15 protein-coding genes are annotated in these 22,899 nt (G+C 52.1%); 9 read left to right on the forward strand and 6 right to left on the reverse strand.

Features of this window, described 5'->3' with window-relative positions; all coding sequences use genetic code 11:
* Positions 1 to 1,171 (forward strand): transposase (locus IX84_RS28850; protein ID WP_152605291.1); only part of this gene is annotated, 1,171 nt, incomplete at its 5' end.
* Positions 1,172 to 1,443: 272 nt separating this feature from the next.
* Here the strand turns inward: IX84_RS28850 and IX84_RS28855 are convergent.
* Entirely contained in the window at positions 1,444 to 4,398 is a 2,955-nt protein-coding gene (locus IX84_RS28855; RefSeq protein ID WP_044229667.1) for a DUF7619 domain-containing protein, read from the reverse strand.
* A 384-nt stretch (positions 4,399 to 4,782) separates the two neighbouring features.
* Between IX84_RS28855 and IX84_RS28865 the strand changes: the two genes are divergently transcribed.
* The 6 genes from IX84_RS28865 to IX84_RS28890 all read left to right on the forward strand — a co-directional run bounded on the left by IX84_RS28865 (position 4,783) and on the right by IX84_RS28890 (position 13,809).
* Entirely contained in the window at positions 4,783 to 6,162 is a 1,380-nt protein-coding gene (locus IX84_RS28865; protein ID WP_152605292.1) for a hypothetical protein, read from the forward strand.
* A gap of 48 nt (positions 6,163 to 6,210) precedes the next feature.
* Positions 6,211 to 7,269: a 3-dehydroquinate synthase gene (aroB, locus tag IX84_RS28870; RefSeq protein ID WP_044229675.1), complete on the forward strand. Its 1,059-nt coding sequence runs from the start codon at positions 6,211 to 6,213 to the stop codon at positions 7,267 to 7,269.
* Between the two features lie 153 nt (positions 7,270 to 7,422).
* A complete protein-coding gene (locus IX84_RS28875) occupies positions 7,423 to 9,990 on the forward strand; it encodes a transglycosylase domain-containing protein (RefSeq protein ID WP_044229678.1) in 2,568 nt (855 codons plus the stop codon).
* Positions 9,991 to 10,049: 59 nt separating this feature from the next.
* Positions 10,050 to 12,059 carry a peptidylprolyl isomerase gene (locus IX84_RS32685; protein WP_081969011.1) on the forward strand — a complete coding sequence of 670 codons (2,010 nt, stop codon included), beginning with the start codon at positions 10,050 to 10,052 and terminating at the stop codon, positions 12,057 to 12,059.
* Between the two features lie 12 nt (positions 12,060 to 12,071).
* Positions 12,072 to 13,193 (forward strand): glycine cleavage system aminomethyltransferase GcvT, encoded by a 1,122-nt coding sequence (gcvT, locus tag IX84_RS28885; protein ID WP_044229681.1) that lies wholly within the window; start codon positions 12,072 to 12,074, stop codon positions 13,191 to 13,193.
* A 115-nt stretch (positions 13,194 to 13,308) separates the two neighbouring features.
* Entirely contained in the window at positions 13,309 to 13,809 is a 501-nt protein-coding gene (locus IX84_RS28890) for a GbsR/MarR family transcriptional regulator (protein WP_044229770.1), read from the forward strand.
* 23 nt (positions 13,810 to 13,832) lie between these two features.
* Here IX84_RS28890 and rbfA read toward each other — a convergent pair whose 3' ends face one another.
* Positions 13,833 to 14,222, reverse strand: coding sequence for a 30S ribosome-binding factor RbfA (gene rbfA, locus IX84_RS28895; protein WP_044229683.1), 390 nt, complete (start codon positions 14,220 to 14,222; stop codon positions 13,833 to 13,835).
* 220 nt (positions 14,223 to 14,442) lie between these two features.
* Between rbfA and recG the strand changes: the two genes are divergently transcribed.
* Positions 14,443 to 16,545 carry an ATP-dependent DNA helicase RecG gene (gene recG, locus IX84_RS28900; protein ID WP_044229686.1) on the forward strand — a complete coding sequence of 701 codons (2,103 nt, stop codon included), beginning with the start codon at positions 14,443 to 14,445 and terminating at the stop codon, positions 16,543 to 16,545.
* On the opposite strand, the gene IX84_RS28905 is transcribed toward recG, so the two are convergent.
* The 3 genes from IX84_RS28905 to IX84_RS28915 all read right to left on the reverse strand — a co-directional run bounded on the left by IX84_RS28905 (position 16,546) and on the right by IX84_RS28915 (position 21,039).
* Positions 16,546 to 17,838: an HlyD family secretion protein gene (locus IX84_RS28905; protein ID WP_044229689.1), complete on the reverse strand. Its 1,293-nt coding sequence runs from the start codon at positions 17,836 to 17,838 to the stop codon at positions 16,546 to 16,548.
* Positions 17,838 to 20,039 (reverse strand): peptidase domain-containing ABC transporter, encoded by a 2,202-nt coding sequence (locus IX84_RS28910; RefSeq protein WP_044229692.1) that lies wholly within the window; start codon positions 20,037 to 20,039, stop codon positions 17,838 to 17,840. The genes IX84_RS28905 and IX84_RS28910 overlap by 1 nt, the downstream gene beginning before the upstream one ends.
* Before the next feature lie 355 nt (positions 20,040 to 20,394).
* The gene (locus IX84_RS28915; protein WP_044229694.1) at positions 20,395 to 21,039 is read right to left on the reverse strand and encodes a head GIN domain-containing protein; all 645 of its coding nucleotides are present in this window, start codon (positions 21,037 to 21,039) and stop codon (positions 20,395 to 20,397) included.
* A gap of 262 nt (positions 21,040 to 21,301) precedes the next feature.
* On the opposite strand from IX84_RS28915, the gene serC reads away from it, so the two are divergent.
* Positions 21,302 to 22,381, forward strand: coding sequence for a 3-phosphoserine/phosphohydroxythreonine transaminase (serC, locus tag IX84_RS28920; RefSeq protein WP_044229771.1), 1,080 nt, complete (start codon positions 21,302 to 21,304; stop codon positions 22,379 to 22,381).
* A 60-nt stretch (positions 22,382 to 22,441) separates the two neighbouring features.
* On the opposite strand, the gene IX84_RS28925 is transcribed toward serC, so the two are convergent.
* Positions 22,442 to 22,858, reverse strand: a complete 417-nt coding sequence (locus tag IX84_RS28925; RefSeq protein WP_044229697.1) for a hypothetical protein — start codon at positions 22,856 to 22,858, stop codon at positions 22,442 to 22,444.
* Positions 22,859 to 22,899: the final 41 nt, after the last annotated feature.

Here is a 22,899-nt window from a genome sequence, read left to right on the forward strand (position 1 = left end):
TGAGCTGTCCAGCCAAGAGGACAGCCCCCCGCCTGACCCTGGCGGGCCAGGCACAAAGACGGATGTGCTGGCAGAAGGGGAGCAGCCACTTAGCGACAGCAAGGCAGTCCGCGAGGCCATCAGCCGTATCAACAGCCGCTTGGACAGTGAAATGCCCGGGGGTGAAGACACCAAGCCGTCCAAGTCGCAAGCCAAGCAAAAGCGCCTGGCCGGCAAACTGCCAAAAGACCATCTGCCCAAGCTGGAAGGTTACGAAGAGCAAGAGCGGCTGTTGGGCGGGCGTTCCTCGTATTCAAAGACGGATGTCGATGCTACTTTCATGAGGACAAAGGACGACCACTTGGGCAATGGGCAACTGCGGCCTTGTTACAATCTTCAGGTCGGTACCGAACAGCAGTTTATCGTCAACTATACGGTGCACCAGACGGCTTCTGACATAAGCTGTTTTGTAGCCCATATGGATGACACCCTGGGGGTACTAGACAATGCCGGGTTGAAATTGCCGGATAATGTTTGTGCTGACGCAGGCTATGGCAGCGAGCAAAACTACGAGTATCTGGAAGAGAAAGGTATAGAAGCCTATGTCAAATACCCAGGTTACCATAAAGAGCAAAAGGGCAAGCATAAGCATGCGTTCCCCCAGCAGGCGCTGCACTATAATGAAGAGGGGGACTACTTTGTTTGCCCTATGGGCCAGCACATGCATCAAGTGGGCCAGACGAAAGAAAAAACAAAAACGGGATATATAAGAACCATCCATATATATGAGGCCCAAAATTGTGAGGGCTGCCCCTTACGTGGCCAATGCTTCAAAGCCAAAGCTCAGAACCGGGCCATAAAGATAAGCCACAAGGCCCGCCAGTACCGGCAAAAGGCTAAGGAGCGCCTGCAGTCGCTAAAAGGGCAACGAAAGAAGATCCAGCGCAACATCGATGTAGAAGCTGTTTTTGGCCACATCAAGCAAGACCGGGGCTTCAGACGGTTCATGCTACAGGGGCTTAAAGGCGTAAATGTCGAGATGGGGCTGCTTGCTATCGCCAATAATTTCACCAAATGGCACAATTTAAGGAGAGCCAAGAGGATACCTATGCCCGGCCCTCATCAACCAGGCCCAAATAACGCCCAAATTGCATTAGAATACCCCCAAAATGCACTCAAAATGGCCGCTTAGCCAACATCAGGCCCTCTGAGGCCTCACAGGACCGTCAAATAGCCAGCTTAGATCAGACATCCCGAAGCCAGTGTCTGACTTCAGGGTGAATCCTGTCCTCGGGCTTCAGGGCTTTTAAGACGGCCTCAAAAAAGCTCTGCCGTTGCGGCAGAGCCTCTCACTAATAACAAATCATAATCTCATGAAATAAATAAGACGACCTAAGTCTTACATCTTTATAAACGCGCTGAAGCTCAGCAAAGTATCAGCGGTAACGTCTTTTTAACCGTTTGTTAACGAATAATCAGGGTGCCGACGGCGATTTTCTGCCCATCTGCCCGGACCAGATAAATATAGCTTCCGGCAGGCAGATTATTCCGGTCAAAGGTGCACTGATGCCCTTCCCTGTTAATAGAACGCACAGGCTGCCCGTATAAGTTCATCAAAGTAAAGGATAATTCACGTTGCCCCTGCAGCCCCTCCACTTCGAGGGTAATGTATTCCGTTGCCGGATTTGGGAAAGCCTTTACGGTGACCCCTGAAGCCCATTCCGGCTCATTTACATCCACCGGGATAATATCAAGCAATCCGGTGGTCGTAGGCGCACCAACCACATGCCTCGTGCGCCCCGTGTATACCGGGGTGTTATAATCGTAAATAACAAGGGCGCTGTTCTCAATTACTGTGCCTGTGGTATTGCCATCGGTTTGTGCCACATGGTATTCAAAGAATGCATAGTCCTCGGGGCTTGTCCCATCAACCGGTAGCTCCAGGTTCTCAAAAGTGGCCTTAATGACGCCATTCTCATAAATATCGTAAGTCGCAGGATGGCTGCTCGCTCCAAACTCCAAAGTGGAAATGTCCAAACCTTCAGGCAGCGTATCGCGAACGATGACCCTAATGACACTATCCTGGGTAATATTCCGGAAGAAAACCCGGTAAGTAAGTGCCGTCTGAGCAGAAATCAGAGAATCCTGCCAGCCTTTGGGGTGGGCGACCATCGCCACGTCCGGCACATCAACAAGGACCTCATCCACATGAATGGAAACCGCCTGATCCCCATCATTTTCCGGCCATTGGGTAACATAGCCTACGCTGTAGCCCCCTTCTTCATCCGTTCCACATCCCTCTACCGCTCGTGTGGGGAAGCTGTTGCCCGGATGGCCGTCGACCTGCTCGGCGATGATCCGGTAGGTAGAGCCGTTGGCAGGGAGCAATATCGTAGTATCCTGTTCCTCATCGAGATCAAACCCATTGGTCAGGAACATCAAGTCTTCCTCCACGATGAAGTAGCTTTTCGCAGACACCATTGCTGCGTTTCCGGTGTTGGACAACCGGAAAGACACTATCTCATCGCCTTCGCAGAGTCCATCCACTGAAACACTCGCACCATTCCAGCCCGGATCAGCAGGCGAACAAAGCGTGTCCGGGAAGATACGTGCGGTAACCAATCCGGACTGATCCTCTACTATGGAGTCGCAATCCATAAAGGTCTGAATCGTAAAACTGCCCTCCGTATTATAAGGTACTTCCCCCAGATCAAAGGTGTACGTGTCATTCTCAAAAGAAAATGGCAAAGAGGCACTTTGGAAAGAAAGCGCCGGGTCCAGTTCCACTTCTACACTTGCTTCACCATCGGTTCCTCCGGTACCCTGATTAGAATAATTAACGGTGTACTCAATATCTATACAGTTGGAAATCCATGGCGTTGAAATATCAACCTCCATCAACGGGCAGTCGATGTATTTGGCTTTTAGCGGGAAGTTCACGCCTACGGTATCGTAGATTTGGTTGAAGCCTACGTTCACACCGCCGGGGAAACAGCTCTCCCAGTAGTCATTGCGAGGCAGGGCTTCTACTACGTATGCCCCCAGGCCTACCCGCATTTCGAACACGCCAGCCTCATTTGTAGTCGCGAAGTACGTTTTTTCATCACCTGTGGCCCGGACCAGCCAGCCGGAAAGCCTCGGTTCGCCGGGGTCCAAATCACAGGCCACATCTATATCGTGGAAAACCTGCCCCCGGATCACATTGGAGACGATCTGCCCCTGCTCATCGGTTTTCATCAGGCTCAACTGGGGGTCAAATAAAATATCCACGCCACTGTAACCCGCTGTTGCATAGCCTCCCGATTTAGATCTGACAATATCAAATGTAATATCAGAGGACTCTACATCACCATTGCTTGTACTCCATACAACATCAAGGCTTTGGTCAACTTCCAGGAGTAACTGATCGAGGTTAAAGTCGTCAACCTCCGTATAACCAGCTACTACATACCCCTCATCCAGCGCAACTATTGCTTCCCCTACATTGCCACTGCCAAACATGGAGAATCTAAGGCTATCTGTACTCTCTCCGCCCTGATCATATTTCCAAATAATAAGGTCAGTATCTATAAAACCGGTGATAACAATATTCCCATCATTATCAACAATTATGTCATTCCCTTCGTCATTTTGGTCAGAGGCTAATTTGCGCTGCCAGACGATTGCGCCGGCTTCATCCATGCGCAGGGTAACAATATCATCCCCAAAGGCAGCAGGCGGCTCCACCTCGCTATCCACTTGCCCGGTCACGACATAACCACCATCAATTACCGCAATCGCATTTGCCCGGTCATTCATCCCGATGTCCAGAATCCGGTGCCACTCCAGCTCCATATCAGCGCTGATCTTCATGATGACCATATCGTCATCCTTATCTGCGTAATAATCTGCAAAGCCTGCAACCAGCAAGCCCCCATCGGGAGCCAGGATCATATCGTTAATGCGCAGGTTAGGCACCTCATCCAGCGAAAAGGGGAACGTATCCAGCAGAACGCCACGCTCATCAATTTCCAGCAACATTAAGCCGAACGGCCCCTGCTGAGAGGCGTCAGAAGCTTCAGCGGCTAAGACATAACGGTTCGCTTCAATCTCCACGACGGCCTTAGCCCTGTCATAAAAGGCTGTATTATAAGCGCGTTGCCACACTAAATCGCCATCCACATCGACTTTCAGAGCATAGACATTCACACCCTGATCACCGCCGGGCTGCCCGAAAGACTGGGTGTTGCCTACCACCAGAAAACCCCAGTCGGAAGTCGACAGCAGGGCCTCTCCTATATCTTCACCGGTTCCGCCGTAATACCGCTCCCAGCCCTGGGCAATGGCGGGGGGAGAACCAATGCAAAAAAAGAACATCACAGACAGCAACAGGGCAGTCCGGTAACGATTCAGTGAAAAAAAGAAATTTGAAGTCGTCATTAATGAATTATTTAGGCCGTTTGGTGAAAACAAAGCTATTTCCTTCAGTTCAGTTATAGCGTCTTGCTTCGGGCAGTAACAAACCTGGAAGCTTCTGTTTACAAACGCTTTGCACCTTACTTTGGTGCAGGAAATTCGACTGTGAAGCGCGGCTTGTCTTTTTCACCCATTACAAAAGTGCTTACATTCTGCAAAGGAATCAAAGACAAAAAAGCGAATTTGTTGAAAAAAAATTGTACTTTTAAAGTCCAAAAAAACCACCGACCCCAAACAAAACCCTAGTAATCAAACCATTACACATCAACAATTACTCACTCCTTGTTGATCGTTTTTAATTTAGCCTGATATATGACAAACAGCCACTTAGTATTAATCTTGCGCACCTTGTCTAAAAAGGAAGAACGGGAGCTCCGAAAATGGCTGAATTCCCCCGCCCACAATCACCGGGAAGACGTGGTCACACTGTTTGAATACCTAATGGCCGGGCAGCACTTGTATGAAGAAAAGTTTTTGGAGAAAGAAAGGGTGTTTTCGCGAATTTTCTCAAATGAGCCCTATGATGATGCCAAGTTAAGGCAAAGCATGCACTTTCTCCTGAAATCGGTGGAGGAATTTCTCATCTATCAGGAGCAACAAAGCGATGAAGTGCGGGCACGAATGGCGCTGGCCAGCGTATTCCGCAAACGGAAGCTGGACCGGGCATTCACAAAAGCCATCAAAGCCGTAGAGGTACAGCAGGAAAAAGCCAATTACAGAAATGAACAGTACCTCAGAAATGAATACCTGCTGCAGTTGGAAAAATACTCCTTTTACGATGGCAAAAAGCGGACCACGGAGATGAACCTGCAGGAAGTCTCTGATGCACTAGACCTGACCTTCGTAGCGGATAAACTCCGGCAGGGCTGCCTCATGATCGCTCACCAATCGGTTTATAAAGCTCAGTACAACATCGGATTGCTGGAATACATCATCGAATATGTGGACCGCCAAAAGCTGATGCTTCACCACCCCGCTATCGCAGTATATTTCTATGGCTACAAAGCCATCACAGATGAGTCCGGCAAGCAGTACTTCGAAAACCTCCGCCAGGAAATCCAAAAGCACCGCACCTCCTTCCCTAAGTCTGAGCTGCGCGACATCTACCTGATGGCGGTCAACTACTGCATCCGGCAGGCAAACAAGTTCAATGACAGCGAACTCATCCGGGAAGCTTTCCGGCTTTACCGGCAGGGGCTTGAAAACGAAATCCTCCTGGAAAATGGCGTAGTTTCCCCGTTTACCTTCAGAAATGCCGTGGGCGCCGCCCTTCGCCTGAAAGAATATGACTGGGTCGAGCACTTCATACACCAATACAAAAAAGCCCTGCCCCACGATTACAGGGAAAGCTTTTTCCTCCACAGCCTGGCCCGCCTCAATTTTGAGAAAGGCGACTATGGGTCGGCTATGCAGCTCCTGGCACAAACAGACTTTGATGACACCCTGATCAACCTCAATGCTAAAAGTATGCTGCTCAAAATCTACTATGAGCTAGATGAGTACGATGCCCTCGAGTCCTTACTGGAAAGCATGCGTGCCTACCTCAAAAGAAAGCAGCTTATGGGCGCCTATCGTTCCAATTACCACAATTTCATACGCTTTACCCGTAAACTGGTGCGGATCAACCCCTTTGATGACAAGGAAAAAAGTGCACTAAAGTCTGAAATCATTAACGCAAGCCCCCTGACCGAAAAAGACTGGCTCCTGGAGCAGGTCACGGCACTATAAACTTAGGTACACATACCTTAGCTTTGCGGTCTAAAATTTTCCATTATTATGCAGACGCTTGCCCTTGATACTTACCCTATCCATATTGGCCCCGTTGCCAAATCTCTTACACTCACCCTTGAGCAGCAGCCATTTAGCCAGCTCTTTGTACTGGCAGATGAAAATACACGGGAGCACTGCTGGCCACGCATTGCACCTGCCCTTGAGCATTATCAGCCCATCCTGATTGAAATCCCGAGCGGGGAAACGCACAAAAACCTCCGAACCTGTGAGCATATCTGGGGGCAGCTCATGGCCCACAAGGCCACACGGGATGCCCTCCTGCTCAACCTGGGCGGTGGCGTTATTGGCGATATGGGCGGATTTGCAGCAAGCACCTTCAAGCGGGGCATGCGCTTTTTGCAAATCCCGACGACACTACTTTCTCAGGTGGACGCATCCATTGGCAGCAAGCTGGGCATCGACTTTATGCAGGTCAAAAACAGTATTGGGCTGTTCCGAAACCCACAAGCAGTCCTCATCGACCCGGCTTTCCTCGACACCCTCTCCGACCGGGAGTTGCGCAGTGGCTACGCCGAGGTCATCAAGCACAGCCTTATTGCTGACCTCAGCCAATGGGAAAGCCTGCAACAAATAACCGACCTCAGAAGCGCAGACTGGGCAGGCATTATCCCCGCCTCGCTAAGCATCAAAAAGCAAATCGTGGAAGCAGACCCCTTCGAAAAAGGCTTGCGCAAAGCCCTCAACTTCGGCCACACGATCGGCCATGCCATTGAAGGGCATGCGCTGGAAACGGACACCCCACTTTTGCACGGAGAGGCGATCGCTATCGGCATGATTTGCGAGGCGTTCCTCAGCACACAGCAGCAAGGGCTGCCGGAAGCTCAGCTCCGGCAGATCACCGATTACCTGACTGCCCGTTATGGTAAGGCTGCCCTTAGGCCCGACGACTACCCGGCTTACCTGCAACTCATGGGCAACGACAAGAAAAACGAGGGCCAGGCCATCAACTTCAGCCTGCTGCCGGAAGCCGGAAAGGTGGTGGTCAACCAGACTGCTGGTAAAAGCCATATTACCGCAGCCCTGAACTTCTACAATAACCTTTAACCTCAAACTTCCCAATCACACAGCACATGAAGGCAGCCGCCTGATACGTTAAGGTATTGGAAAAGGGGCAGCCACTCAGCGCAAAGCAGGAATTTTGCTGCTAAACAACCCGCAAGAATTCACTACTTTTGAACCTGGAACTCAAAGCAGACCATGGAACAACAAACCGGATCCAAGCCTAAAGAACAACAGTACCGCAATATTATGCGGTGGATGTGGTACCTCGCTGGTGCGGGCTTATTAGGTGTAGCCCTGACCTTTATCGTCCTCTCTTTTTCTGACCTGCCCTCCGTACAGCAGCTCGAAAACCCCAAAAGCGAGGAGGCTTCTCAGGTATTTGGTGCCAATGGGGAAGTCATCGGGCGGTACTATACCGAAAACCGGGTGCCCGTCACTTACGATCAGCTGTCGCCTAACCTGGTCAATGCCCTCATCTCTACGGAAGACGAGCGCTACTACGAACATAGCGGCATCGACTTTGCGGCTTTGGGCCGGATTGCTGTAAAAACCGTTCTGCTCGGCCAACGCAGCTCGGGCGGGGGCTCTACCATCACTCAGCAGCTGGCCAAGCTCCTCTTCACTGAACAGGTCTCTAAAAACATCTGGGAACGCGGCCTCCAAAAGCTCAAGGAATGGATCATTGCTGCCCGCCTCGAACGCCGGTATACCAAGGAGGAGATCATTGCGATGTACTTCAATAAGTTCAACTTTATTAATGGTGCCTATGGCATCAAAGCGGCTTCTGAAATCTATTTCGACAAGCAGCAGGACGAGCTCAACGTCAACGAAGCAGCCATGCTCGTGGGCATGCTGAAAAACCCCTCCCTTTTTGACCCTCTCGACCGGCCCGATACGGTACTGCACCGGCGTATGGTGGTGCTCAAGCAAATGCAAAAAAACAACCTGATCGACAAGGCCGCCTACGATACCCTGCGCACCCAACCTCTGAACATCAAATACACCGCCCAAACCCACATTGACGGCATCGCGCCATATTTCCGTATGGAGCTGGCTAAAGACATCAAGGACCTGCTCCGCAGCGAGAATATCAAAAAAGCGGATGGCAGCCATTACAATATCTACCGGGACGGGCTGCGTATTTATACTACCATAGACCCCGATATGCAACGGATTGCGGAGCGGGTCATGAAGGAGCACATGGCCAAACAACAGAAACGCTTCTGGGAAACCTGGAGCGTGGTGCGCAAGGACCCCTGGGAATACACAAGCGGCTCCATTCATGAAGTGCCGGTAGAGCGCCGGCAAAAGAAGCTACAGGACCTGATCCGGGACTCGGACCGGTATCAGAAAATAAGATCCAAATACATCAAAGACATCGTCGCCAAACTGCAGCAGGAAACCGAACTTATGTTCCATGCAGATGACCGCGAAGTAGAACGGGTAGTACAGGAAGCCGAAGAAGGCGGCGTGATCGACGATCTGGTCGAGCGCAACTACATCAGTACCGGGCTGGCCGCTCAGTACCGGCAGATCATGCGCAGCAAGCACTTCAACGCACTTCGCAAGCAATGGCTGGCCATGCAGGAGGAGGTGGACCGCGCTTTCAACTCTGAAACGGAAATGCGGGTCTTCACTTATGAAAATGAGGACATGGAAAAGGATACGGTCATGACACCTATCGATTCCATTAAGTACCACCTGATGCACTTACAAACCGGCATCCTGGCGGTTGACCCGATAACTGGCCATATCAAAGTCTGGGTAGGCGGTATCAATTACAAGCGGTTCAAGGTAGACCACAACCGGACTTCCCGGCAGGTTGGCTCCACTTTCAAGCCTTTTGTCTATGCCACAGCCATTGCCCAGCAGGGGTTTTCGCCCTGTTATCAGGTTTATGATCTGCCACAAACCATTGCGCCCGGTGACGGCAACTTCGGGTTGTTGGAGCCCTGGACGCCCCGCAACTCTTCTAACGCTTACAGTGGCAGGCTGTTCACGCTAAAAGAAGGGCTCAAGCAATCCAAAAATACCATCTCCGCCCACCTGATGAAACAACTGGGCGATACGGAGCCGGTCCGTGGCCTGGTGCACCAAATGGGCATCGACAGTTCTGCCCGCTATTCCAACGGGCGGTACCGGGTCCCTAAGGCACCTTCCATCTGCCTCGGTGCCACTGACCTGACCAACCTGGAGCTCACAGGAGCCTATACGGCATTTGCCAACAACGGCCTGTTCACCAAGCCCTACTGTATACTACGCATCGAGGACAAGGATGGCAAAAAATTGTACGAAGGCGTACCTGAAGAAAACGTAGCCATCAACCCCAACGCCAATTATGTTATGGTGGAAATGCTGAAGTATGCTGCCGGGCTTGGCGGCACACTAAAAACGGAAGCCGGCGGCAAAACCGGAACGACCAACGACTACGTCGATGGCTGGTTCATGGGCATCACTCCTAACCTCGTAGTGGGCACCTGGGTAGGGGGCGAATACCGATGGATCCGCTTCCGCTCCATACAATATGGACAAGGCGCCGCTATGGCCAAGCCGTTCTTCATTGACTTCATCAAAGAGTTGGAAAAAAATGAGGACATCGACTTCGATACCGAGGCCCGCTTCAACCGCCCTTCCGGTGATATTGGTATTGAGATGAACTGTGACGAATACCAAAACAACCAATTCCCGCTGGAGGAAGATGGTGATGAAAACTTTGAGGATGAAGGGTTCTCAGATGACCTGTTTGGAGATGAGGAATTCTAAGGTCCCATCCGCCTGACAGACAGTGTTTTTCAAACAAAACCGACTAGAGCAAGACTGCCATGAAACACCAACACCCCACTTTACTGATCCTGGCCCTGACGGCACTTTTTTTCAGTGGCTGCATGCCTCCTTCTGATGAAGTAGACCGCAACATCACGCTTGATGCCAGCTCACCGGAATTCCAGCGTATTGCTAACTTCCAGGACCAGCAACTCGCCGACAGCCTTTATGCGTTTTTTCACGATGAGCGGCCGACTCTGCGCTATCTTTCTGCCCGTGCCTTTGCCTCCATTCGTTCACCGCAGGCTATAGACAGTCTTGCCCGGCTTTTGCAAGACCCCGTCGACCGCGTCCGTGCTGTTGCCGCTTACGCCATAGGGCAGAGTGGAGCTGCCGATGGCGAACGCTACCTGCTGCGTGCATTTGAGCGCAATGATACTGCCGGCCACTACCGGCTGGCAAACCGGGCAATTCTTGAGGCCGTAGGCAAAATCGGAACCGAACCTACTTTGGCAGACCTTGCGACTGTCTCAACTTACGAACCTACAGATACCGCACTGCTGGAAGGACAGGCCCTGGGCATCTATCGCTATGCCCTACGGAACATTACTAACGAAGCAGGTACCACGCGCATGATCAACCTGGCAACGGATAGCAAGTACCCCGGGAGCGTGCGACTCATTGCAGCAAATTACCTCTATCGGGCTACCGGGCTAAAGCTCGACACCACGGCGGTGCCCTTGCTAAAAAATGCATTGGCAACGGCAACTGATTCCCGTATTCGCATGGCGCTGGTTGTGGCACTGGGCAAAACCAAAGCCGATCAGGCTATGCCTGCCCTGCTTCAGCAATACAAACAGGAAAACGACTACCGGGTGCGGAGCAACCTGCTCAGGGCATTGGCCAATTTCCCCTACGATAGCGTCAAAACCACCGTACGGGAAGCACTCAAGAGCTCTAATGCCAGTGAAGCCCGCAGAGCCGCACAGTTCTTTATCGAGCATGGCATTTCGGATGAAGCTACCCAATATTGGCAGTGGGCCAAAGACTCTCTGCCCTGGCAGGTACAAATCCCGCTTTACCAGGCCGCTAACCGGCACTTGCCCGCCTATTCCGTCAATTCCAGAGATGGCATTAACGCTGAATTGCGGCGTTGGCTTGGCAATAGCACTTCGGTTTATGAAAAGTCTGCCTTGCTAAAAGCCCTGGCCGAATTCGGCTGGAACTACAAATACATTTACCGGGAAGGCGCGCCCTCCAGCTCCCCGGTTATCCGGACAGCAACAATGGAAGCACTCAATATGATCAGCGGACGGCCAGACTTCAGAGCTTTCTTTGGAGCAGGCTACCGGAGTGTACGCCGTGAATTGCTGGGCATGTACCTGGAAGCCATGCAGACCGGTGACCCTGGCATGATTGCCGTAGCTGCTGAGGCACTGCGCAATGAAAACCTCAAGTTTGATGCACTGATGTCCAATACAACTATTCTGGAAGAAGCGCTCAAAAAACTGGAGCTCCCGAAAGAAATCGAGACCTACAATCAGCTGCAGCAAACTATTGCCTACGTCAAAGGGGAACAGACCCCCGAACCCAAAACCCCGGCCTACAACCATCCAATCGACTGGGCTATGTTGGATGACTTGTCGGAAGACCGGCTGGTCACCATCAACACCAACCGTGGTGCTATTACACTGGAAATGATGCCCGAGTTTGCCCCTGGTACCGTAGCCAACTTCATTGCACTGGTCCGGCAGGGTTTTTATCAGGACAAGACCATTCACCGGGTTGTTCCTAATTTCGTCATACAGGGGGGCTGCCCCCGGGGCGATGGTTATGGCAGCCTGGATTATACCATCCGTTCTGAGCTTCCTCCCCTTTATTATGACGAAGCTGGCTATGTAGGCATGGCTTCGGCGGGCAACCATACAGAATGCACACAGTTTTTTATCACCCATAGCCCCACACCCCACCTGGACGGAGAATATACTATATTTGCGCGCGTCACAGACGGGCTGGAGGTGGTTCACCAAACGCAGGTCGGTGACTATATCAAAAACATCGAACTCTAAGCAACCTTAACCATGAAGACCACACCACTAACCGCCATTCATGAAGCCCTTGGGGCTAAAATGACGCCTTTTGCAGGCTACAACATGCCTATTTCCTACAGCGGCCTCAAGGAGGAGCACCATCAGGTACGCAACAGCGTTGGCGTATTTGATGTCTCGCATATGGGTGAATTCATCATCCGGGGCAAAGAAGCCCTTGACCTTATTCAAAAAGTAACTTCCAACGATGCTTCCAAGCTCGCCATAGGTGATGCACAGTACACCTGCATGCCTAATAATGCAGGTGGTATCGTGGACGACTGTATCGTCTACCGCCTGACCGAAGAAATGTGCTCTGATGGCGAACAGGCCTTTATGATGGTTGTCAACGCTTCCAATATCGAAAAAGACTGGGCGTGGATTACTCAGGCCAACACCTTTGACACCCAGCTCATTAATATTTCCGATCAAACCGCTTTGCTTGCCGTGCAGGGCCCAAAAGCCATTGAAGCCATGCAGCCCCTTACCGGTACGGACCTTGGCGGGCTGAAGTTCTATACCTTCACTAAAGGGACATTTGCCGGCATCGACAACGTACTGATCTCAGCAACCGGCTATACAGGTGCCGGCGGGCTGGAGCTTTACGTCAGTGCTGATAAAGCAGCCGAACTTTGGAACGCCGTTATGGAAGCCGGTGAAAGCTTTGGCATCAAACCCATCGGGCTGGGCGCGAGGGATACCCTGCGGCTGGAAATGGGGTACTGCCTCTACGGAAATGATATTGACGATACCACTTCCCCAATTGAAGCAGGGCTTGGTTGGATTACCAAAACGAAGAAAGGTGAGTTTATCAGCCGCGACACCTTCATTAAGCAGCGGGAAGAAGGTGTAAGCCGCCGCCTGGTGGGCTTCGAGCTCCCTGATGAACGCCGGGTGCCCCGCAACGGTTATCCGATTGTGGATGAGGCAGGCACAACCATTGGGCAGGTCACCTCAGGAACGCTGTCTCCGTCACTTAGCTATCCTATCGGCATGGGTTATGTAAAGGAGGCTTACAAGGCTCCGGGCACGACTATTTACGTACAAGCTGGCCGGAAAAACCTGGCTGCCAAAGTTGTACGCCCACCTTTTTACAAGGGTACCGAAGGAAAATAACCTCCGGTTTGACAACAAATTGCCACTATTTTTATTTATCTACCCGAATAAGCGGTCCCAGATTTTTGGCTGGGGCCCTTCAACCTTAATTTGCACCCAACGAAATCAGGTTTTCATGACACTGGAAGAAGGAAAAGACAAATTCATCCAATCCTGGGGGGCGCTAGGCTCCAGCTGGGGAATCAACCGCACCATGGCACAGATCCATGCTCTGCTGCTGATTTCTCCGGAAGCGATGAGCGCTGAGGAAATAATGGATGAGTTGAAAATTTCCCGGGGTAACGCAAATATGAATATTCGGGCTCTGATCGACTGGGGGTTGGCTTATAAAGAGCTGAAGACGGGTGAACGCCGGGAGTACTTCGTAGCAGAAAAGGATATGTGGGAAGTAGTCAAGTGCATCATTACGCAACGTAAAAAACGGGAACTCGAGCCTATGCTCCGGGTACTTGATGAAATATCCAGCGTTGATGAAGTGGATCAGGAATCCAGAGAGTTCGCGGAGGTAATCCGGGAAATTAAACTCTTCTCCAGCAAGGCCGATTCAACATTAGACTCCCTGGTTAAAGCTGATTCCAACTGGTTTGTCGGCACCTTTATGAAAATGATCAAGTAACCACCTGCTCTGCGGATTAGACGTTAGCTTTCCTGCTGTTCTTCTTCATCCCCCATGTGCCCTTCTTCATGAAGCCGGTTGAAAAGCTGGTTGAGGCGGTACATTTCGTCCAGGGTGTCATCCAGGTAGAAAGCCACATCGGGCACGCGGCGCATATGCTTTCTGATGCGGTAAGCTAGTGCCTGTTTGAGCCGGGTAATTTCGTGCTCCATTTTAAGGATCACCGATTGTTTATCCTCCGTATTATAAACGCTCAGGTAGATTTTTGCCTGGCTGAAATCCGGGCTCACCATAACCTTTGTGACCGTCACCAACGGTTCGGTGCCATAAACATAGCCACCTTCATTCTGTAGTACCTCACTGAAATGCCGCTTGATTAATTCTGCTACCTGTAAATTGCGCTTCGTCGCCATATGTCGTTTAATCTTCTCTTGTTGTGCCGCAGGAAAATTCACTGCCTGGTTTTTCACCGCTTTTAGCGGGCCGCAAAGATAGAATTATTGGAGCACCTTGTCAACTCTATCAGCCCGGGAACCATTAGCATTCTGCGAGCTTTACAACAAAACTGCCACTTCAGAGTTCCATTAGCGGTTGCAAAAACTACTAAAAAGTTGCTATTTTTGATGGCGCCACATGAATACCCTCGATTCTGACATATCCTACCTAAAGGGCGTGGGCCCAAAGCGCGCAGAGCTACTCAACAAAGAGCTGGGCATCTTCACCTGTGGGGACCTGCTGCAACAGTACCCGCACCGCTATATCGATAAAACCCAGTTCCACAAAATCAACACCTTGCACCAGGAAAGCGGGGAAGTGCAGCTCCGCGGTGTACTGCGCCGACTTGTACCCGTTGGGGAGGGCAGGAAAAAACGCCTGACCGGCCGCTTCCGGGATGAAACGGGCGCTATCGACCTGGTATGGTTCTCTGGTGTCAGCTATTTGGAAAAGCAGCTGGAGGTTGGAAAAGAGTATGTCATCTATGGCCGGGTCAATGCATTCCGGGACCAGCTGAGCATCCCTCACCCGGAAATGGAAATTGCCAATCCCGAAAAGATCAAAAAAGCGGCGAGCTTCGCTCCGGTATACCCCAGTACCGAAAAGCTAAACACCAAGGGGGTAGATGCCCGCAACCGACGCCGGATGATGGCGGCCCTCCTGGATAAGCTTCAACCTGAAGACCTCCCGGAAAACCTGCCGCCCTACATCGTCAAAAAGTTCCGCTTCCCTTCCCGCTACGATACCATGCGTACCATCCACTTTCCAAAGTCCGAGGAACAACTGCAGCAGGCCCGCAACCGCCTGAAGTTTGAAGAACTCTTCTTCCTGCAACTTCGCCTCCTGCAAATCCGACGGCGACGGGACGCGATCCGGGGGTTCAATTTCGAACAGGTGGGTGAGCACTTCATGCACTTTTTCAACCACAAATTACCCTTCGAACTGACCGGCGCCCAAAAGCGGGTCCTGAAGGAAATCCGCCGAGACCTGGGCAAAGGCATCCAAATGAACCGGCTGCTGCAGGGCGATGTGGGCAGTGGCAAAACCATCGTGGGTCTCATGACCATGCTACTGGCTATTGACAATGGCTTCCAGGCCTGCCTGATGGCACCTACTGAAATCCTGGCCCAGCAGCACTATAATTCTATCAGCGAATACCTTGAAGGGATGGACCTGCAGGTCGGCTTTTTATCTGGCAGCGTAAAGGGGAAAAAACGCAAGGTCCTGCTCGAAGCCCTAAAAAACGGAGAGATCCACATCCTAATCGGCACGCATGCCCTGCTCGAGCCCCCTGTCGTCTTCCAAAACCTGGGGCTGGCTATCACCGATGAACAACACCGCTTTGGCGTGGCGCAGCGGGCGAAACTCTGGAAAAAGAGCAGCCCCTACCCTCCCCATGTCCTTGTGATGACGGCGACGCCCATACCGCGTACCCTCGCGATGACCCTTTACGGTGACCTCAACGTATCCGTTATTGATGAGCTGCCACCCGGGCGCAAAGCCATTCAAACCCTGCACAAAACCGAAAACAACCGGTTGCGGGTGCTTGGCTTTATGAAAGAAGAGATTGCGAAGGGCAGGCAGGTCTATGTAGTCTACCCCCTCATTGAAGAATCTGAAACCCTGGACCTGCAAAACTTACAGGACGGGTACGAAGCCCTGAGGCGGGAATTCCCACCGCCCAACTACCAAATCAGCGTGGTGCACGGCCGCATGAAGCCAGCCGACAAGGACTTCGAAATGCAGCGCTTTGTAGAAGGCAAAACCCAGATCATGGTAGCCACCACCGTGATTGAAGTGGGTGTAAATGTGCCGAATGCATCCGTTATGGTGATCGAAAATACGGAGCGTTTCGGGCTGTCACAGCTCCATCAGCTGAGGGGGCGCGTAGGGCGTGGCGCCGAGCAGTCTTTCTGCATCCTGATGTCGAGTTTTAAGCTCAGCAAGGAGAGCAAAGAGCGCATTCAAACCATGGTCCGCACCAACAACGGCTTTGATATCGCAGAAGCAGACCTCCGCCTCCGGGGCCCGGGCAATATCGAGGGCACGCAGCAGAGCGGCATTCTCAACTTCCGCATTGCCGACCTGGCTAAGGATGGGCGCATTCTGCAAACAGCCCGGGAGGTCGCCGCCCGCATCCTGGATGATGACCCCAAGTTTGAGCGCCCGGAGCACCACCCTATCGTTTGGTACCTGGATAAGCATGGGAAGAAGCTGAGGGGCTGGAGCAGGATAAGTTAATCAATAATTTTCCCACAAACTCCTCAACTGATCAAAAAGGCGGAACAGCAGCCGCCGGTCTTCGGTAATGATGTTGGCATGGGCCGAGAGTTCCTGTGAAAAGGGCACCTCCTGCCCGTAGGTCGTTTGCAGTCCTGCTGTAAGCGCGAGCTCAATATAGTAAGCCTGCTGCTCCGGGATGGGCGCTATGTGGCGGACTTCAGCCCTGATCGCACCATACTGCTGCTCCGGATAAGCATCCAGAAATAAGCGAGCCTGCATCCCTGTATCCACCCGACCGGCATTCTGAGCGGGCAGATAGCCACGAGCCAGGGCCACATCACGCGCTCCTGAGGCCGGAAGCACCGTCATCACCAATTGCCCTTCTTCCAAATACTGCCCTGCGGTGAGCGGTTGTTGGAAAGCCACCCGGCCTGCTATTTCGGCCCGAAGTAAATTGTTTTGCTGCCAGGTTTCCACTGCGGCTTTCAGATTGGCTTTGCTTTCTTCGCAGGCCAGTTTCAGATTCTGCGCGCTGTTTTGTTGCTCCTGTTGCAGGGTGATGAGCAGGGCGTTGTTCCGTTCTGCCTCCAGGGCATTGCGCAGTCGCTCGGCTTCCACTTCGCGTATTTCCCGCTCCAGCCGGAGCACCGCCAACTGCGCTTGTTCCTTATCGAGCTGACTGACATTCCCGGAAGCAGCAAGGGCTTCATTGCGTTTGAAGTTGGCCTGCGCCAGGTCCCGTTCTGCCTGCAGGACTTCCAGTTTTTGGGCCTGTGCTGCCGAAAGCGCCACCAACTGCTCCTGCTGGTTCCGCAGAGAGCGAATCCGTTTCGCCCAGTCTGACCGGCGAAGGAAAAACTGATAGGCCTCCCGGTTGCGCTGCAGCTGCGCCGCCGGAGCTTGCAATGTACCAAGACGGAGATCGGGGACAGAGCTTTTGAGGGTATCCTTTTCCAGCCATTGCTGTAGGATTTGAACCTCCTCCAATACTGCGGGATTCTCCAGTACAGCAAGCGTTTGACCGGGCTGAACTATTTCACCGTCTTTCACCATCAGTCGCTGTAATTTCCCACCACGGGGCGCCACGATGCGAATGGCAGGCTGTGGCGTGGTCAGTACGACCTCGGCTGTTACGGTATCCGGGTAGCGAATCAGCCATGCCCCTGCCAACAGCAGGACCACCGCTGCGAATACCGCCGAAATCCCCCAACGCAAAGCCCAGCCCGGAGGTGCACCCAGCATTTCCTGAACGGCTGCCCGCCCGCCGCCGGCATCCGATTGTGCGTGGTTTGAAGGTGAGGTCCCTGGCATTATTGTCCGAGTTCTAGTTGATTCTTAACCAATTGGTAATAAACGCCTTTGCGGGCGACTAATGCTTCATGTGTGCCCCGCTCTGCAATTTTTCCCTGATCCAGCACCACAATTTGGTCAGCCTGGCTTACTGTACTGAGGCGGTGGGCTACCACTACAACGGTCCGGCCCTCGAAAAAGCGGTCCAGGTTATTGACGATTTCGCGTTCATTATTGGCATCGAGTGCGTTGGTGGCCTCATCAAAGAACAGAAAATCAGGAGTTTTGTAGATAGCGCGGGCGATAAGCAGCCGCTGCCGCTGCCCCTGACTGATGCCGTTGCCCATAGCGCCGATTCTGGTATTGTACCGTAGCGGCAGGCCATCAACAAAGGGCTTCAAATTGGCCAGCTCCACCGCTTTCAGGAGGCGCTCCGGGTCTACGGTGGGGCTGCTTTCCGCAATATTATTGGCGATGGTATCCGAAAAGATAAATCCATCCTGAAGCACGGCCCCGCAGGCTGACCGCCACCGGGATTTGCGCAATCCGCTCAGCGGCTGACCGCCGACACGGATTTGCCCCTGCTCCGGCTCGTAGAAGCCCAGTAACAATTTGACCAATGTCGTTTTCCCACTTCCGCTCACCCCAACAATGGCCGTGACTTTGCCCTCCGGAATATCCAGGTTGATGTCTTCGAGCACCCATTCGGCAAGCGGATTGTACCGAAAACTCAGGTCCCGAATCTGAATATCCCGGCGCTCCGGCAGACCATCCCAAACCGGCGCTCCATCTGAAAGGGTTTCCTCGGGCGTTTCCGATTGTACTTCCAACAGGCGGTCCAGGCTCAAACGGGCATCCTGCCAGCGCCTCAGAAAGTCCGCCAGCCGGCTCAGGGGCAAATTCACCTGCCCAAGAATAAATTGGATGGCGAGCAGCATACCCAGTGTCATTTGTCCTTCGATAACCAGTTTTGCAGCCAGAATCGTAATGAGAATATCTTTGATTTGGGATATGCCTGTAGCACCGGCATCCTGCGTTTGCTCCACATCCAGCGACCTCAGATTAGCCCGGAACAGGCGGGTTTGGATGTTCATCCACTGCCAGCGCCGCTTGGAGCCGCTGTTCTGTAACTTGATCTCAGGCATCCCCTGAATCAGCTCAATGAGCGCACTCTGATTATCCGATAGCTGCCGGAAGCGAGCGTGGTCGATAGCCTGCCGCTTATTCAAATAAATGAGGATCCACCCCAGGTAGAGCAGGCTGCCGGTCAGGAAAATGAGGAAGATCGATACATTGTAAACCAGCAGCACCCCTCCAAAAATGAGCAGGCTGAAAGCCGAGAATAAAAAGCTCAGGGCGGAGGTGGTCAGGAATTGCTCAATGCGCCGGTGGTCGCCAATGCGCTGCAAAAGGTCGCCGGTCATTTTGGTATCGAAGTAGGCAATAGGCAGGCGCATGAGCTGCTGCAGGAAATCTGCAATGAGGGAGACATTAATGCGGGTACCGAGATGGAGCAGTATCCTGTTTTGGATGATGCTCACGGTCAGCCTGCCGGCAAAAAGCAGCAACTGACCAATCAAAATCAGGTTGATAAAGGAAAGATCAGCATTGCGGATACCAATATCAACGATCGCCTGGGTCAAAAAGGGAAAAAGCAGTTGAAAAATGCTACCCAGGATAAGCCCAAAGACCAGCTGCACGAAGTAAGGCCGATAAGGGCGCAGGTACTGCAGGAGATAATTCAGGGGCGCGGATTGCGCGGAGGGCATGCCTTCCTCTTCGTAAAAAGCAGGCTGTGGCTCCAGGAGCAAAGCCAGCCCCTCGTCCCCATCGCTGGCCCAGTGGCGGTTAAACGCTGAGCGTGTGATTTTCCGTTTCCCAGCTGCCGGGTCGGCAATCCAAACGTGCTGTTTAGATAGTTTGTAGACGACCACGAAATGCCGTTGCTCCCAATGTGCAATCAGGGGCAATGGGGCCTGATCAATGCCCAGGCGTTCCGCTGTGCTTTCCAGCGGTAATTTTACCGGTAATGGCCGCATTCCAATGGACTCGGCGGCTTCCACCAGGCCCGCCATTGAGACGCCCTCGCGGTCCACATATGCCCGGGCACGCAGTTCTGCAAGCGTATAATGCTGCCCGTAATGCCGGGCGATCATGCGCAGGCAGGCAGGCCCACAGTCCATGGCATCGTGCTGGGGGTAGTGCGGAAAGCGGTCGAGCATAAGGATGAAGTATTGCTGGACTGCCTAAGGTACGGATTTGGGGTAAATTATAAAGGGCTAACGGAATCCTTGTGTGCCTAACAAATTGCACAACTTGAATAGCCTTGCAGCATTCGTGGATAAGCTGGAGCAGAGCGGGAAGCTCCACCCCAGCAGCTATCGCACTTAAATGCAGAGGGTTACCCCCTGGGATTGATAGCCGGTGGTCACTTTCTGTTTTTTGTGCAATTGGTTATACATACGGTATCCTTCCAAAAAAATTGAGCTAATTTGAATGAAAGCCCACCAAAAAGCAACAGGGGCAAATCCGTTACTACAGATTTACCCCCTCAAGCTCTTTCCGGTCCCCTTAAAACTACAGCTTGCGGATATCGCCGCTGCCTACTACGCTTTTCTTCACGGATGGGTTCCCTTTGTAGTAAACGTCACCACTGCCAGCAATACTAGCCTCCAGCTTATCAACTGTCCCCACTTTGACATTACCACTGCCGGCGATGCTAATTTCAGCCCGGTCTGCGTCAACGCCTGAAGCGTCCACATCGCCACTGCCAGCAACACTGACCTCAATGCTTTTGGCTTTCCCGGCAATTTCCACATTACCTGAGCCACCGATGGAAATTTCCAGGTTTTTCATGTCATTAAAGTTCTCCTTCACTTTTACATCACCGGACCCACCGATGGCAATAGAGGACAGGTTAGGCATGGTGACGTATACCTTTACGCCCCGGCTGTTCCAGTTGCGGGTACCGCGTTTGGTGCCTATGCCAAGAGTACCACCATTAGCATTGAGCTCAACCTGATCAACACTTTTTTCAGGTCCTGTGACTTCAACATTATATTCTCCCTGCGACACATAAACATCGGCCGAAATGCCCAGTGCTATTCCGTCAAAATCGCGCAATTCAGCACTGGAACTACTCATTTTTCCATTGGTCTGCGCACAGGCTGTGATCGCAAAGCCGGATACTATTAGAAAACAAAGGGCTAACAGGTTTTTCATATCGTTGTGGTTTCAGTTGGGCAGGAATTGCCCGGTTTTGTAAAAAATGGATCGCTATTTTATGATGCAATAACAGGCTGCTGCCCCCTATTGCTACGAACTAACAGAGCATAAATTCAGACAAAAGCTGCACCGCTGCCTCTTTTTTCTTCTAAAACCGGTCTTGAGCAGACGAAAAGGTAAGCAGCCCCGGAAAAATCCGCTCAACATGAAGTACAAGGTTTTCGTTGAATACCTACATTTGCCGAAAGAAAAACAGATCATGAAAAAACACAACTTCAGTTCCGGCCCTGCCATCCTACCGCTTCCAGTTTTTGAACAAGCCGCAGAAGCGGTACGTGACTTCAATGGCATGGGATTATCCATTCTGGAAATTTCTCACCGATCTCCCGAATTCACGGCCGTGATGGAAGAGGCGAATGTCCTGATCAGGGATTTGCTCAACGTTCCTGATGATTATGCGATCCTGTTTTTGCAGGGCGGCGCAAGTTCGCAGTTTTTCATGACCGCTATGAACCTGCTGGATCAGGATGCGAAAGCGGGCTACATCGACACCGGCAGTTGGTCCACCAAAGCGATTAAGGAAGCTCAGGCTTTTGGCACTGTTGAAACCCTGGCCTCTTCCAAACCTGATAACTTCACTTACATTCCGAAGGGTTTTGCGATTCCGGAGGACCTCGCCTACGTCCACATCACCACCAACAATACCATCTACGGCACGCAGTTTAAAACCCTGCCGGAGACCTCCGTGCCGATGGTCGGCGATATGTCCTCTGATATCTTCAGCCAACCAGTGGATGTCAGCCGATTTGACCTGATCTATGCGGGCGCGCAGAAGAATATGGGCCCGGCGGGTGCCACACTTGTTATTGTCCGGAAAGAAGCACTGGGCAAGGTAAAACGCCACATTCCCACCATGCTGGACTACCGCACGCATGTCAAAAAGGACTCTGCTTTCAATACCCCACCGGTCTTCCCTATTTATGTAAGCATGCTGACCCTGCGGTGGATCAAAGCCAATGGCGGCATCCCTGCCATGCAGCAAAAGAATGCAGCCAAAGCCGAGCTCATCTACCGGGAAATTGACCGCAACCCGATGTTCAAAGGTACCGTCACGGACCCTGCCGACCGCTCCACTATGAATGCCACCTTCGTCCTTGCCGAGGGCAAAGAACATTTGAACGATGAGTTTATGCAGCTTTGCAAGGCGGCCAACTGCTCTGGTGTGAAAGGGCACCGCTCCGTGGGGGGCTTCCGGGCGTCTATGTACAATGCAATGGAAATAGAGAGTGTGCAGGCGCTGGTGCAGGTGATGCAGTCCTTTGAGCGGAAGTTTGGGTAAACAAAAAAGGGGCGCAGAAAGTGCTACTCCCCCGCCCCGCTATGATTGCTTCGTATGAATTTACTGTATTGACCGGACGACCAAACTGGTATCGTCCAGAGCAAGAATCTCGTAAGCCCGGGGCTGCCCTTCGATGGTCAGCTGCAGCACAACCGGATCACTTCCGGACTGCGTCCACGTACCGTCCTTCCAGCCTGTAGGTATGACCGGCTCGGTTGCACAACGGTTCCAGAAAAACTCGCGCACAAAACCATCCTCCCGGAATTCCAGCATTTGATTTTTCTCCGTCACCTCAAACCCATTGTCGTCAGGCACACGGAGGTATGCCCGTTCATTTGGGCCGGGATAGTTTTGAAAATCCCAGTACCCAACCCAGGGGGCAGGGGCACTAAGTTCCACTTCCTGCTGCTGGCTATCGTTGCAAGACCAGGCCAGAAGGGTAAAAACGGTTAGAATAATTGCGTTAAATCGGGTCATTTCTGATGGTTTATTAGTTAGACAGGTAAATTTTACTTAAG

Origin of the sequence: Phaeodactylibacter xiamenensis, assembly GCF_000759025.1 — a bacterium.
GTDB classification, from domain to species: domain Bacteria; phylum Bacteroidota; class Bacteroidia; order Chitinophagales; family Saprospiraceae; genus Phaeodactylibacter; species Phaeodactylibacter xiamenensis.

What these genes read in the sequence shown, in the direction of transcription:
- serC (WP_044229771.1), top strand. Translation starts at nt 21,302, where the DNA reads ATGAAAAAACACAACTTCAGTTCCGGCCCTGCCATCCTACCGCTTCCA.
- IX84_RS32685 (WP_081969011.1), top strand. Translation starts at nt 10,050, where the DNA reads ATGAAACACCAACACCCCACTTTACTGATCCTGGCCCTGACGGCACTT.
- IX84_RS28910 (WP_044229692.1), bottom strand. Translation starts at nt 20,039, where the DNA reads ATGCTCGACCGCTTTCCGCACTACCCCCAGCACGATGCCATGGACTGT.
- IX84_RS28890 (WP_044229770.1), top strand. Translation starts at nt 13,309, where the DNA reads ATGACACTGGAAGAAGGAAAAGACAAATTCATCCAATCCTGGGGGGCG.
- IX84_RS28875 (WP_044229678.1), top strand. Translation starts at nt 7,423, where the DNA reads ATGGAACAACAAACCGGATCCAAGCCTAAAGAACAACAGTACCGCAAT.
- recG (WP_044229686.1), top strand. Translation starts at nt 14,443, where the DNA reads ATGAATACCCTCGATTCTGACATATCCTACCTAAAGGGCGTGGGCCCA.
- aroB (WP_044229675.1), top strand. Translation starts at nt 6,211, where the DNA reads ATGCAGACGCTTGCCCTTGATACTTACCCTATCCATATTGGCCCCGTT.
- IX84_RS28905 (WP_044229689.1), bottom strand. Translation starts at nt 17,838, where the DNA reads ATGCCAGGGACCTCACCTTCAAACCACGCACAATCGGATGCCGGCGGC.
- IX84_RS28915 (WP_044229694.1), bottom strand. Translation starts at nt 21,039, where the DNA reads ATGAAAAACCTGTTAGCCCTTTGTTTTCTAATAGTATCCGGCTTTGCG.
- IX84_RS28925 (WP_044229697.1), bottom strand. Translation starts at nt 22,858, where the DNA reads ATGACCCGATTTAACGCAATTATTCTAACCGTTTTTACCCTTCTGGCC.
- gcvT (WP_044229681.1), top strand. Translation starts at nt 12,072, where the DNA reads ATGAAGACCACACCACTAACCGCCATTCATGAAGCCCTTGGGGCTAAA.
- IX84_RS28855 (WP_044229667.1), bottom strand. Translation starts at nt 4,398, where the DNA reads ATGACGACTTCAAATTTCTTTTTTTCACTGAATCGTTACCGGACTGCC.
- rbfA (WP_044229683.1), bottom strand. Translation starts at nt 14,222, where the DNA reads ATGGCGACGAAGCGCAATTTACAGGTAGCAGAATTAATCAAGCGGCAT.